The organism is Microvirga sp. 2MCAF35 (assembly GCF_052115545.1).
Taxonomy (GTDB): domain Bacteria; phylum Pseudomonadota; class Alphaproteobacteria; order Rhizobiales; family Beijerinckiaceae; genus Microvirga.
Genome location: NZ_JBFRGW010000006.1, coordinates 16,670 through 29,514 on the forward strand (window position 1 = coordinate 16,670; position 12,845 = coordinate 29,514).

The window sequence follows — 12,845 nt, forward strand, 5'->3', positions numbered from 1 at the left end:
ATTGCCTGCAAAATGTTGTGGGCTGTGTTCCACGGCTATAGAGGAGGGATTGAAACCCGATAGAATTGAAACATTTAGGGCAGTCACGATCCCTTCTGATCCGATCTGAAATTTGGCATGATAGAGTCTTCAGAGTTCAAGGCCGAAAACTGCCGCTACAAGAAAGCGCCTTTAGGGAAACGCCCATGACAGGATCCACTCCGATCCTCGAAATGAAAGACATCTCCAAGACGTTTCCAGGCGTCAAGGCGCTGACGAACGTCTCCCTGTCCGTTTATCCGGGCGAGATTCATGCGCTGATGGGCGAGAACGGCGCCGGCAAATCGACGCTGATGAAGATCCTCTCTGGCGCCTATCAGGCCGATCCGGGAGGCGAGATCCGCATCAACGGCCAGCCGGTCGTCATAGATGGCCCGCTGACGGCGCGGCATCACGGCATTTCGATCATCTATCAGGAGCTCTCCCTCGCCCCGAACCTGACGGTTGCCGAAAACATGCTCCTCGGACGGGAGCACAAGTCCGGGCCCATGGTCGACCGCCGCTCCATGGAGAAGGCCTGCGCGACGGTACTCGAACGGTTGGGCGTCCAGTTCAAGGCGACCACCAAGGTCAGCGAATTGTCGATGGCCGAGCGGCAGCTCGTGGAGATCGCCCGCGCGCTCATCGCGAACTCCCGCATCCTGGTCATGGACGAGCCCACGACCTCCCTCTCGTCCCGCGAAACGGAGGCGATGTTCGCGATCATCCGTCAACTGCGGGCGGAAGGGCTTGCCATCATCTATATCAGCCACCGCATGGCCGAGATCTACGAACTGGCCGAGCGCGTATCCGTGCTCCGGGACGGCTCCTATGTCGGCACCCTCGTGGGCGCCGAAATCTCAGCCGAACGGCTCGTGCAGATGATGGTCGGCCGCGACCTGTCGTCCTTCTACAAAAAGGAACACGACGCCCATCAGAGTCGCGGGCCCGTGATGTTTGCGGTGCGCAACATGGGCGACGGCGTGCGCGTGCACGATTGCTCCTTCGAGCTGCATGAAGGGGAAGTTCTCGGTATCGCCGGGCTCGTCGGCGCGGGACGGACGGAACTGGCGCGCCTCATCTACGGAGCCGATCCGCGCACCAGCGGCGAGGTCTTTCTCCAGGGCAAGCCCCTTTCGATCAGCGAGCCCGAAGATGCCATCCAGTCCGGCGTGGTTTATCTCACGGAAGACCGCAAGCATCTCGGCCTCTTCCTCGACCTCAACGTTCGGGACAATGTGAACGTGAACGTGCTGGGCCGGGATGCCCGCCCCGGCGGCGTTCTCAACCTGAAAGCTGCCAAGCAGCGCGCCGCAGCGGCGATCCGGGCTCTCGGCATCCGTGTGGCCGGCGACGTGGTGACGGTCGGCAGCCTCTCGGGCGGCAATCAGCAGAAGGTTCTTCTTTCGCGTCTGCTTGAGACGAAACCCAAGGTTCTCATCCTCGACGAACCAACCCGCGGAGTGGACATCGGGGCCAAGTCGGAAATCTACCGGCTGATCGACAGCCTCGCCCGCAACGGCGTCGGCGTCATCGTCATCTCCAGCGAGTTGCCGGAAGTCGTCGGGATCTGCGACCGTGTCCTGGTGATGCGAGAGGGACGACTTCAGGGTGAGGTCGGCGGAGCCGGCCATCCACCCATGACACAGGAAAACATCATTGCTATCGCGACAGGCGTAAGGGAAGCGGCCGAATGACATCCCCGAATGAGACCAGCGCAGGTGTGCAGGCGACCGGAGGCACAGGCGTCGATGCGGCGTCTCAAAGCCTTCAGCGACGCCTTGCCTGGCGATCCACCCTACAGGCCATCGGCATGCTGCCGGTGCTCATCATCCTCGGCATCGTGTTCGAGCTCATGTCGGGCCGGTTCCTGAGTTTCCAGAACCTCTCGATCGTGATGCAGCAGGCCTCGATCAATACCGTTCTGGCGGCGGGCATGACCTTCGTCATCCTGACCGGCGGCATCGACCTGTCGGTTGGTTCGATCCTGGCAGCCGCCGCCATGGTGGCAATCCTAGGGTCCCTGATTCCGGACTGGGGCATGCTGGGAATTCCGGCCGCGCTGCTTGCGGGATTGGGCCTCGGGCTCGTGAACGGAGCGCTCATCGCCTTCGCGAAGCTCCCGCCTTTCATCGTCACCCTAGGCTCCCTCACGGCCGTGCGCGGCCTCGCGCGGCTGCTTGGCGGGGACACGACCCAGTTCAACCCACAGCTTCCCTTCGCCTTCATCGGCAACGGCACTCTGTTGGGCCTGCCCTGGCTGGTCTGGATCGCGTTCGCCGTGGTGATCATATCCTGGTTCATCCTGCGAAGAACGGTGCTGGGCGTCCATATCTATGCCGTCGGCGGCAACCCGGATGCAGCACGGCTCACCGGCATCAAGGTCTGGGCCGTCCTGCTGTTCGTCTATGCCTTCTCGGGATTGGCGGCAGGTCTCGGTGGCGTCATGTCGGCAGCGCGCCTGTTCGCCGCGAATGGGTTGCAGCTCGGACAATCCTACGAGCTCGACGCCATCGCGGCCGTCATCCTCGGCGGCACCAGCTTCGTCGGCGGCATCGGGTCGATCTGGGGCACGCTCATCGGCGCGCTCATCATCGCCATCCTGACGAACGGCCTCATCCTGGTCGGCGTCTCCGACATCTGGCAGTTCATCATCAAGGGGCTCGTGATCATCGGGGCCGTGGCGCTTGACCGCTACCGCCTCAAGGGTTCGGCGCGCACCTGAGATCAAGAGATACCAGCGCCCGGCCTGGGCGCTCGTATAACCGCCCTCCCGGACAGCAAGCACAGGCTCCGGGAGGCCTGGAGCACAAAGACACCTGCAAAGACACTTGCAAGGATACTTGGAGGAACCAATGGCACTTTCCCGTCTTACGCTGAGCCTTGCCGTCGCTGCCGTTCTGGCGGCTCCGGCCTATGCCAAGGACGTCAAGAACGTCGGCATCTCGGTCGGCCTGCTCGGCAACCCGTTCTTCGTCGCGACCATCAAGGGCATCGAGGCCAAGGCGAAGGAGATCACCCCCGGCGCTAGGATCACATCCGTGTCGGCGGATTACGATCTGAACAAGCAATTCACCCAGATGGACAACTTCACGGCGGCCGGAACGGACATCGTGATGATCAACGCGGTCGATCCGAAGGCGATCGAGCCCTCCGTGAAGCGCGCTCAGGCGGGCGGCATGGTCGTGGCCGCTTTCGACGTGGCCGCCGCGGGCGCCGACGTGACGGTGATGACGGACAACGTCAAAGCCGGCGAACTCGCCTGCCAGTACATCGCCGATAACATCAAGGGCAAGGGCGACGTCCTCATTGTGAACGGCCCGCAAGTCTCGTCTATCACCGATCGCGTGAATGGCTGCAAGAACGTCTTCGCGAAGTACCCGGACATCAAGATCCTCTCGGACAACCAGGATGCCAAGGGATCCCGTGAAGGCGGCTTCGCCGTCGGCCAGAGCCTGCTGACCCGCTTCCCGAAGATCGATGCCGTGTTCGCGATCAACGACCCCACCGCCATCGGCATCAACCTGGCCGCCAAACAGCTGAACCGTAACGAGTTCATCATCACGGCTGTCGACGGCGCCCCGGATATCGAGACGGAGCTGAAATCCGGCAATTCCCTGATCAAGGCCTCGGCCTCTCAGGATCCGTACGTCATGGCCGCTCAGTCCTATGAACTCGCCGTCGGCATCGTGAACGGCAAGAAGCCCGAGAAGAACGTGATCCTGCTCGAGCCGAAGCTGATCACCGCGGACAATATCAAGGACTACAAGGGCTGGCAGTCTGTCCGCTGATTTCGTTTGACATTCGGCGGCCATGGCGCGAGCTGTGGCCGCCGTTTCCGTTCATGGGCCTTGTAAGGAGGCATCCGATGTTGAAGCAGCTGCGCGAGCAGGTTCTGGAAGCCAATCTGGAAGTGGTTCGCCGCGGGCTTGTCCTCTACACCTTCGGCAATGTCAGCGGCATCAGCCGCGAGGACAACCTCGTCGTCATCAAGCCGAGCGGCGTTCCGTACGAGCGCATGAAGGCCGACGACCTCGTCGTTACGGATTTCGAAGGCAAGGTCGTCTGGGGCGAGCTGCGCCCCTCCTCCGATCTCGACACCCATATCCATCTCTACAAGGCCTTCCCGGAGATCGGTGGCGTCGTGCACACCCATTCGGAACATGCCGTGGCTTGGGCTCAGGCCTGCCGTTCGATTCCGGCCCTCGGCACCACTCACGCCGACTATTTCTACGGTCCGGTTCCGGTCACCCGCGAGCTCACCGAGGACGAGATCAAGAACGATTATGTCCGTGCGACCGGCGTCGCCATCGCGGAGACCTTCGGCAATCGCGATCCCATGGAAGTGCCGGCAGCACTGGTTGCAGGACATGGCCCCTTCGCTTGGGGCAGGACACCCGACGATGCCGTGCACAACGCCGTCGTTCTGGAGGCGGTCGCCCGCATGGCGATGTACACATTCTCGCTGCAGCCGAACGCACGGGGCGTCTCCCAGGCGCTGCTCGACCGGCATTATTTCCGCAAGCATGGCGCAACGGCGACCTATGGCCAGTCCGAGAAATAGCCTCCCGCTTCCTTCTGAACCGCATATGCCCCGTTTTGGGAGATACAGATGGCCGTTGTAGCAGGTGTCGATTTTGGCACTCTGAGCGTAAGGGTCACCCTCGTCGATGATCGCAAGGGGCCGCTGGGCCTTGCCAAGGCGGAATACCCGCTTCACCGGAAACGGGAGAACCCCGCCTACGCGACACAGGCGCATGCCGATCACATGGATGCGCTGACGCGCGCCATGCGCGATGCTTTGGACGCGGCAGGCGTGAAGGGCGAGGATGTGGCGGCGCTCGCCATCGACACCACGGGCTCCAGCGTCGTGATGGTCGGCGAAGGCCTTGAACCCCTCGACGAATATTACCTCTGGTGCGACCACCGGGCGAAATCGGAAGCCGAGGAAATCACTCGGATTGCGCATCGGGAAGGTCTCGAAGCCATTCAATGGTGCGGCGGCGTCTATTCGCACGAATGGGGTTTTTCCAAGCTGCTGCACTGGCTGCGCAACAATCCCGACAAACGCGACCGGCTGGTGACGGCCCTCGAACATTGCGACATGGTGGCAGCCACGCTCACCGGAGTCAGGGATCCCCGCCAGCTCAAGCGCAGCATCTGCGGCATGGGCCACAAATGGATGTGGAACCCCCGTTGGGGCGGCCTGCCCCCGCAGGAATTCCTCTCCAAGGTCGATCCACTGTTCGACGGCATCCGCGAGAAGCTCGCGGGCGAGTACGTCACCTCCGATGTCGTCGCGGGCCATCTCACGTCCTGTTGGGCGGAGCGGCTCGGCCTGAAGGCCGGCATTCCGATCCCGGTCGGCGCCCTCGACGCTCATTGGGATGCCATCGGCGCCGGTTGCCGGGTCGGAGACGTGGTGAACGTGGTCGGCACCTCCACCTGCATCATCGCCATTGCCGAGGATACCAGCCTGATCCAGGGCGTTTGCGGTGTCGTGCCCGGCAGCGTCGACCCAGGGCTCGTCGGGATCGAGGCCGGCCTGTCGGCGACAGGCGACATCTTCGAGGCGATCGCCCGGCGCGCCAATACCACCGTTCAGGAGCTCTCCAAGGGCCTTGAACAATACCGCGCGGGCCAGACCGGCCTCATGCGCCTCACCTGGGACAACGGTGACCGCACGGTTCTCGTCAACGCCGATCTCGGTGGCATCACGCTCGGCTGGAACCTGCTGCACACGGCCCAGGACGAGTTGTTCGCAGCGATCGAAGGCACCGCCTTCCACACCCGCATCATTCTCGAGCGCATGGCCGAGGGCGGCGTACCGGTCGAGCGGGTCATCAATGCGGGCGGCATCCCTCAGCACAATGCCGTCCTGAACCAGGTCTATGCCGATGTGCTGGGCCGTCCGGTGCTTGTTCCCAACGGCATCCCGACAGGCCTCGGCTCCAGCATCTTCGCGAGCCTCGCCGCCGGATCGCATCCCGATCTCGACAGTGCCCGGGCGGCGATCTGCCTGCCTTTCCGGACCTTCGAACCGAACCCGAAGGCGCATGCCATCTATGAGCAGCTCTTCGCCCATTACAGAACGCTCTATTTCGGCTTCGGGGGTGTCTCTGGACCCGTTGCCCTGGATCATATATTGCGCGACCTCAAACGGATCGCGGCTCTCCCCTCGGAGCCGGTTCCGCCCGATGCGATGCCTGCGTGACGTCGAGTGGACTGAGCCGGTTGGGTTTGTGAGTTTCATCGAGGTTTAGTCGGGAGGCTTTTGATGATCCTTGTTTGTGGCGAAGCCCTGATCGACCTCTTTATCGGAGCACCCAGCCCGACGGGCTTTCCCGCGGAAGCCGTTGCTGGTGGATCACCCTTCAATGTTGCGATCGGAATCGGCCGGCTGGGACGTCCCTCGGCCTTCCTCTCCACCCTGTCGGAGGACGTGTTCGGCACGTTCCTGGCGGAGAAGCTCGCCGAATCCGGCGTGAGCTCCGCCTATCTCCAGCGTTGCCCGAACTACACGACCCTCAGCGTGGTCGCGACGAACCCTTCGGGCCAGCCGCAATATTCCTTCTATGCCCCGAACTCTGCCGACCGTGCGCTTGCACCCGAGGCGCTCCCCGAACAATTGCCGCCTGACGTCAACGCCATCGCGGCCGGATCCTATGCCCTCGGTGTGGAGCCCATCGCCAGCGCTATCGAGACCCTGCTTCGCCGCGAGGCCGGATCACGTGTGGTTTCCCTCGATCCTAACGTCCGGCCGCGGGTCGTCGGCGATCTGAAAGCCTACCGCGACCGCTTCGAGAGCCTGCTTGCCTATGCGGATATCGTGAAAGCAAGCGACGAGGACGTGGAGCTTCTCTACGCCACCCACGACCTTGCCTCAGCGGCTCGCGCCTGGCTGGCGCTCGGGACCAAGCTCGTCATCATCACCCGTGGCGAGAAAGGTCCTCTTGCGGCCTTCGGCGACCGAATCGTGGAGCGCCCGGCTCCGAAGATCGAGGTGGTCGATACGGTCGGTGCCGGCGACACGTTTCATGCCGGCCTTCTGTCCTGGCTCGATGCCAATAACCTGCTCACGCCGGGAGGAATCACCGGATTGACCTTGGAGCAGGTCACGAAAGCCCTCGATTTCGCAGTCGCAGCAGCCGCCATCGTCTGCACCCGCCGCGGCGCCAATCCGCCCTCATGGTCCGAGGTCGAACAATTCATGGCGTCACGCGCCTGATCGCAATGGAACCTGTCATGACGATGTCCCAGCCCGTTTTCCCTCCGCTCGGCCCGCATTGGCGTTCGAACCGCTTCCACAGGAAATGGCTGCTGGAGCAGGCTAACAATCTCTTCGACTTTTTCCAGTCCGGCATCATCAACCCGGCTGGCGGCTTCTTCGATCTCGACGATGCAGGCCAGCCCATCGTGACCGCCAATCCCGTGCGGCAGATCCACAACACCACCCGCATGGTGCATTGCTTCGCCATCGGCACCCTGCTCGGCCGCCCTGGCAGCGATGCTATCGTCGACCATGGCATGAACTACCTCTGGAATGCCCATCGGGATGCCCAGCACGGCGGCTATGTCTGGTCGCTGGACAACGATGGCCCCAAGGACGACACCAAGCAGGCCTATGGGCACGCCTTCGTCCTGCTCGCCGCCTCCAGCGCCAAGGTGGTCGGGCACCCGCTCGCCGACCGCCTGATCCAGGACATCACGCAGGTTCTGGAGGAGCGTTTCTGGGAAGAGACGCATGGAGCGGTGACGGAGGAGTTCTCCCGCGACTGGCAACCCTTGAGCCAGTATCGCGGCCAGAACTCCAACATGCACCTGACAGAAGCGCTGATGGCCGCCTTCGAGGCCACGGGCGACCACGCCTATCTCGACAAGGCTGAGCGGATCGCAAGCCTGATCATCGGGCGCCATGCCGCCTCCCTCGGCTACCGCGTGGCGGAGCACTTCCACGCGGATTGGAGCCTCGACAAGGAATATCGCGGTTACGACGTGTTCCGCCCCTACGGCACCACGCCGGGCCATTGGCTGGAATGGACGCGCCTCGTGCTTCAGCTTTGGTCCCTCGGCGGCAAGCGCCATGCCTGGATGCCGGAGGCCGCTCGTGAACTCTTTCGCCAATCCATCGAACTCGGATGGGACAAGGACGAAGGCGGCTTCTTCTATGCCCTGGACTGGGAGGACAAGCCGCGACTGCCGCAGAAGCTCTGGTGGCCCTGCGCTGAGGCTATCGGTGCGGCGGCTTTCCTCGGCGATCACAGCCCGAGCGATTACCACGAGCAATGGTACCGTACCCTCTGGGGCTTTGCCGACCAGCACCTGATCGACCACAGGCAAGGCGGATGGCGCCCGGAGCTGACGGAAGACCTGAAGCCGGGGACGACCCTCTTCACCGGCAAGCCCGACCTCTACCACGCCCTGCAGGCCTGCCTGATCCCGCTCTTCCCCGCGACCGGCAGCCTGACGAAGGTCATCCCGGAGGCTGTTTCTCAGGCCTGAGTCAGGTGCTGCTCCAGGGATTTCCTCTCGGGCATGCCCGCCTGCGCGCCTGCCGTAAGGCAGGACAGGGAGGCGGCTGCGCAGGCCCGTTCCATGGCCCGTCCGATCTCAAGCCCTTCGGCAAGCCCATTGGCCAGGACACCGACGAAGGTATCTCCTGCGCCCGTCGTATCGACCGGCGTAATCGGGCGCGCCGTCGCATGCGTCCGGGCGCTATCCGGTGTGATGGCATAAGCACCGCGCGATCCCGCCGTGACGATGCAGGTTGGGCCGAATGACTGGGAAATGGCAGATCCGGCCTTGAGATAGTCGTCGCCCGAAGGCTCTCCGACCATATCGGCGATGGCAAGCGCCTCGTGCTCGTTGACGACGAGCACATCGGTTACGGCCAGGAGTTCGGCCACGGCCGATCGTTCCTTGACGGCCGGTACCGGGGCGAAATTCCACACCACCTTGACGCCCGCCCGACGCGCCCGTGCGGCGACCTCCAGCGAATCCGCAATGGACACCTCCATCTGAAGCACCAGAACGGTTGCAGCGGTGAGGAGATTCTTGGGCAGGTCGGCCGCACGCAGCGCCATGTTGGCCCCGCTAGCGACCGTGATGGCGTTCTCTCCGGTCTCGTCGACGGTGATGAAGGCGCAGCCGGTGGGCTCGTCCGTCATGCGAATGGCGCCGACATCCACCCCGTTCTCTTCAAGATTCTTGAGGCAGGCCTTACCGAACGGGTCATTGCCGATTGCCCCGACCATGGCGACCCGCAGCGGACCGCCGTGGCTGACCCGCGCGGCTGCGACGGCCTGATTAGCGCCCTTGCCGCCGAAGAAACTGTCGGCCCGGCGGGACAGGACCGTCTCGCCCGGGCGGGCAATCCGCTGAACCCTTGCCACGAGGTCCATGTTGATGGAGCCGAAGATGACGATCATGCCGTACTGCCCTTTTTCAAGGCGCCATGCTTACCATCCGGCAGCTGCTATTGGCGAGGCCCCGAAGGATCGACGTCCCTTGGAGACCACTTGCCACGCCATCCACAGCTATTTCTCCCCTCCGTTTCACAGAGGGATTATGCCTGGGAACCAAGCAGGCTGCCTCAACATTTGACTCGCAGGTAGGCGTAGCAGCGGTAAACTGTCATCAGAATCAAAGATAGTTTGCCACTGGCAGATTGAAGAACAGGCTTTGATGGGCAGGCAGGTTGATCCTCACCGTCCGGATCGCGGAAATCCACCGCCAGCAACGACTCGCCCTCGCAAACAACCTTCTCTTGCAAGTTCCCCCAGACGCCTCTGCGCGGCGCCTGGATAGGTCTCTGTGCGCAGTTTCAAAACCCGGAGTTGGTCATTGAGCAAGCATCATGAGAAGCAGAGACGCAAGACCCGCCGCTCCCATGAAACAGCGCAGGTCTTCGACCTCACCGGATCCAAGTTCCAGGCCGAGCGCAGCCTCCCCCCCATCAAACCGCTCAATGCAACGCAGGACGATTATCTCGACGCTCTGAAGAACAGCGCCCAGGTCGTGGTTCTAGGACCCGCAGGCACCGGAAAAACCTGGATTGCTGCAACCCATGCGGCGGATCTATTCCGCCAGCGCCGTATCCGCAAGATCATTCTCACGCGCCCGAATGTCCCCAGCGGCCGCTCGCTCGGGTTCTTCCCCGGCAGCCTCGAGGAGAAGTTCGGCCCCTGGGCTGCTCCCGTCATCGAGGCCCTCAAGGAGCGGATCGGCGCGGCCGCCTACGAAATCGCGGTCAAGAACGGCGATATCGAGATGGTGCCGTTCGAGGTCATGCGCGGACGTTCCTGGCGCGACGCCTTCATCCTCCTGGACGAAGCACAGAATGCCACTCCTGCGGAGATGAAGACCTTTCTCACCCGCATCGGAGAGGATTGCACGGTCGTGATCAACGGGGATGTGAGCCAGTGCGACCTGCGCGAGACCTCCGGCCTGCGCACGGTCATTCACCTGATCAAGTCGCAGATGCTCCCGGTTCCGATCATCGAGTTCACGCTCAACGAAATCGTCCGGTCCGGTGTCTGCGAGATGTGGGTCCGGGCCTTCGAAGAGGTCCATTGCTAGGGCATCGGAGCCATCTTGAGGACCGCTCCGACGATCAACCCTTGAAGAACGGCCCCAAAGTGTCATCCACTTGGGGCCGTTTTCATGTCTACAGATGGTGCTCCACCTGACGCACAAAAACCCGGGCTGGCCCTCCCCGCTAGAGGAAGGCCAGCCCGGGTTAATTCATACCGGAAAGGCTCGATGCCTTAAGCGAGCTCGATGGCGCCGACTTCGGGGCCCTTGCGACCTTCGACGATGGCGACGCGGACGGCTTGGCCCTGCTCGAGCTGGCTGAGGCCTGCGCGCTCGACGACGGAGATGTGCAGGAACAGGTCTTTGCTCTCACCCTCGACGGACACGAAGCCGTAGCCCTTCACGGAATCGAACCACTTGACGGTGGCCGGCACTTCCGGAGGACCGCTGACCGGACGGGCGCTGGGGCCGCCGCTCGGACGACCGAACCCACCACCGCCACCGGACTGGCCGGGACCACCCGAACGCATCGGCCGAGGACCGCGAGCGGCACGGGGCGGCTCGGGTTCGGCCGTGCTGGCGTCGACGCTGACGATTTCCTGGACCTGCGGTCCCTTCTGGCCCGCGCCGACCTTGATGACCAGGGTCGTGCCCGATTCGAGAGCTGAATAGCCCGCCGCCTCGACCTGTCGGACGTGCAGGAAGGCCTCGCCCGATCCGTCGGTCATTTCGACAAATCCGAAGCCCTTCTCAGGATTGAACCACTTCACCCGCGCTTCGGTCTCTGGTCCCGAGGCGGGAGCGCCATAAGATGTCTGCTGCCGCACGGGCCGTTCATAAGATGTTGGTGGAGCGAAATCGCCCCAGTGATCTTCGGGTTGACCGCCAAATTGACGTCGGCGATCACGGTGATCATTTCCCCGGCCCATCAGGACTGCCTTCTAAAGTCTCAAGTTTCGTAAACGCTATAGGCGTAACGCCCTCAACCATTGAGGGCAAGACGATAACTACTCATACCTAGACATTTCACGCAAGGTCCCAAAAGGGCGTGTCATGCGGATTGTGGCGTTCCAACCCGAGAATTCAGCCCTCCGGTCACCGCCTCGAGGACATGATGACCGTCCGAACCTGCCTCCCGGCTCCCGTTCCAGCCGTGGATCCGTTCGTGGATGAAGGCCAGCTTGGCAATCACCGCGGGTGCCAGGACGAAAGGATAAAGATCCGGCTGCCCCATGCTTCGGTTCAGGGAATTGACGGCAAATGTCAGGGGCAGCCAGGCCGTGACCAGCCGGTTCAAATCGGCCTCCCGATGAGGATCGAAGTCGATCTCCGCCGCGAGTTCGCGGCCCCGACCGATCCTGGGCCTCACCTTCAGGCCGAAGGCATTGGCCGTTTCCAGGGTGTCGACGATATGAAGATAATGAGCCCAGGTCTCAGCAAAATCCTCCCATGGATGCGAGGCCGCGTAGGAGCTGACGAAGGCCTCCTGCCAGTTTTCCTTGGGGCCGCGGACATAATGAGCCTTCAGGGCCTCTCCGTAATCCTGCCGCTCGTCTCCGAAGATCCGGCGGAAGCCCTCGAGGCTCGGATCATTGCGGACCAGCACATTCCAGAAGTAATGGCCGACCTCGTGCCGGAAGTGTCCGAGGAGGGTCCGGTAAGGCTCGCCCATGCTGTGGCGCCTCCTTTCCCGCTCCGCGTTGTCGGCTTCGGCGATGTTGATGGTGATTAGGCCGTTGTCATGCCCGGTCAGAATCGAGGGTCCATCCGGGGAATTTTCTGCAGGATCGGCCAGAAAATCGAAGGCCAGCCCCTGCGGGTCCTCGGCCCGCGTCGTCAGCGGCAATTCGAGCTTCAGCAAGGTATAGAAGAGACGCCGTTTGGCAGTCTCCAGGCTCCGCCATCGGCCGAGGTTCTGCGGACTGGAGAGATCCGGCACCGTGCGGTTATGCCGGCAGGCCCGGCAATAAGGGTTAGGGTCCTCCGCCGGAATCAGCCAGTTGCAGGCATCGTGCTGGGCATTGGCGCAGAAACGAAAGGATTTTCCGGGTTGGCCCACGGCCGACCAGCCACCCTCCTCCACAGGCTCCAGGGCGGCAATTTCCTGGGTCGAGGCGATGAAGCCGAGCCGCCGGCCACAGCTCTCGCAGCGGCTGTTCTCGAAGTAGAGCGGCTGGCCGCAGGCTTGGCATTCGAAAAGCTTCATGGACCGATCCCGCGCCGTTTCAGCCCATCCGAGCATGGCCGCATCACAAACGGCAACGGTCTGTGAAGCCATTGGTTCGCAAGGCTTT

Annotated in this window: 11 protein-coding genes; 8 read left to right on the forward strand and 3 right to left on the reverse strand. The window is 62.8% G+C overall.

Annotation, left to right across the window (positions count from 1 at the left end; all coding sequences use genetic code 11):
• The first annotated feature begins 185 nt into the window (after nucleotides 1-185).
• The 7 genes from AB4097_RS04425 to AB4097_RS04455 all read left to right on the forward strand — a co-directional run bounded on the left by AB4097_RS04425 (nucleotide 186) and on the right by AB4097_RS04455 (nucleotide 8,520).
• Nucleotides 186-1,715 (forward strand): sugar ABC transporter ATP-binding protein, encoded by a 1,530-nt coding sequence (locus AB4097_RS04425; protein ID WP_442037391.1) that lies wholly within the window; start codon nucleotides 186-188, stop codon nucleotides 1,713-1,715.
• Nucleotides 1,712-2,743, forward strand: coding sequence for an ABC transporter permease subunit (locus AB4097_RS04430; RefSeq protein ID WP_442037392.1), 1,032 nt, complete (start codon nucleotides 1,712-1,714; stop codon nucleotides 2,741-2,743). The genes AB4097_RS04425 and AB4097_RS04430 overlap by 4 nt, the downstream gene beginning before the upstream one ends.
• Nucleotides 2,744-2,873: 130 nt before the next feature.
• Nucleotides 2,874-3,809 (forward strand): ABC transporter substrate-binding protein, encoded by a 936-nt coding sequence (locus AB4097_RS04435; protein WP_442037393.1) that lies wholly within the window; start codon nucleotides 2,874-2,876, stop codon nucleotides 3,807-3,809.
• A gap of 77 nt (nucleotides 3,810-3,886) precedes the next feature.
• Nucleotides 3,887-4,582, forward strand: coding sequence for an L-ribulose-5-phosphate 4-epimerase (locus AB4097_RS04440; protein ID WP_442037394.1), 696 nt, complete (start codon nucleotides 3,887-3,889; stop codon nucleotides 4,580-4,582).
• Between the two features lie 48 nt (nucleotides 4,583-4,630).
• Nucleotides 4,631-6,232 carry a ribulokinase gene (locus tag AB4097_RS04445; protein ID WP_442037395.1) on the forward strand — a complete coding sequence of 534 codons (1,602 nt, stop codon included), beginning with the start codon at nucleotides 4,631-4,633 and terminating at the stop codon, nucleotides 6,230-6,232.
• 63 nt (nucleotides 6,233-6,295) lie between these two features.
• Nucleotides 6,296-7,246, forward strand: coding sequence for a carbohydrate kinase family protein (locus AB4097_RS04450; protein WP_442037396.1), 951 nt, complete (start codon nucleotides 6,296-6,298; stop codon nucleotides 7,244-7,246).
• Between the two features lie 17 nt (nucleotides 7,247-7,263).
• Nucleotides 7,264-8,520 carry an AGE family epimerase/isomerase gene (locus AB4097_RS04455; protein ID WP_442037397.1) on the forward strand — a complete coding sequence of 419 codons (1,257 nt, stop codon included), beginning with the start codon at nucleotides 7,264-7,266 and terminating at the stop codon, nucleotides 8,518-8,520.
• Here the strand turns inward: AB4097_RS04455 and AB4097_RS04460 are convergent.
• Nucleotides 8,511-9,446 (reverse strand): ribokinase, encoded by a 936-nt coding sequence (locus AB4097_RS04460; protein ID WP_442037398.1) that lies wholly within the window; start codon nucleotides 9,444-9,446, stop codon nucleotides 8,511-8,513. The two genes, AB4097_RS04455 and AB4097_RS04460, sit on opposite strands and share 10 nt — an antisense overlap.
• Nucleotides 9,447-9,861: 415 nt before the next feature.
• On the opposite strand from AB4097_RS04460, the gene AB4097_RS04465 reads away from it, so the two are divergent.
• The gene (locus tag AB4097_RS04465; RefSeq protein WP_442037399.1) at nucleotides 9,862-10,596 is read left to right on the forward strand and encodes a PhoH family protein; all 735 of its coding nucleotides are present in this window, start codon (nucleotides 9,862-9,864) and stop codon (nucleotides 10,594-10,596) included.
• 188 nt (nucleotides 10,597-10,784) lie between these two features.
• Here AB4097_RS04465 and AB4097_RS04470 read toward each other — a convergent pair whose 3' ends face one another.
• On the reverse strand, nucleotides 10,785-11,378 hold the full coding sequence (locus tag AB4097_RS04470; protein WP_442037400.1) for a cold-shock protein: 594 nt from the start codon (nucleotides 11,376-11,378) through the stop codon (nucleotides 10,785-10,787).
• 224 nt (nucleotides 11,379-11,602) lie between these two features.
• Nucleotides 11,603-12,757, reverse strand: coding sequence for a zinc-binding metallopeptidase family protein (locus AB4097_RS04475; protein WP_442037401.1), 1,155 nt, complete (start codon nucleotides 12,755-12,757; stop codon nucleotides 11,603-11,605).
• Between the last annotated feature and the right edge of the window lie 88 nt (nucleotides 12,758-12,845).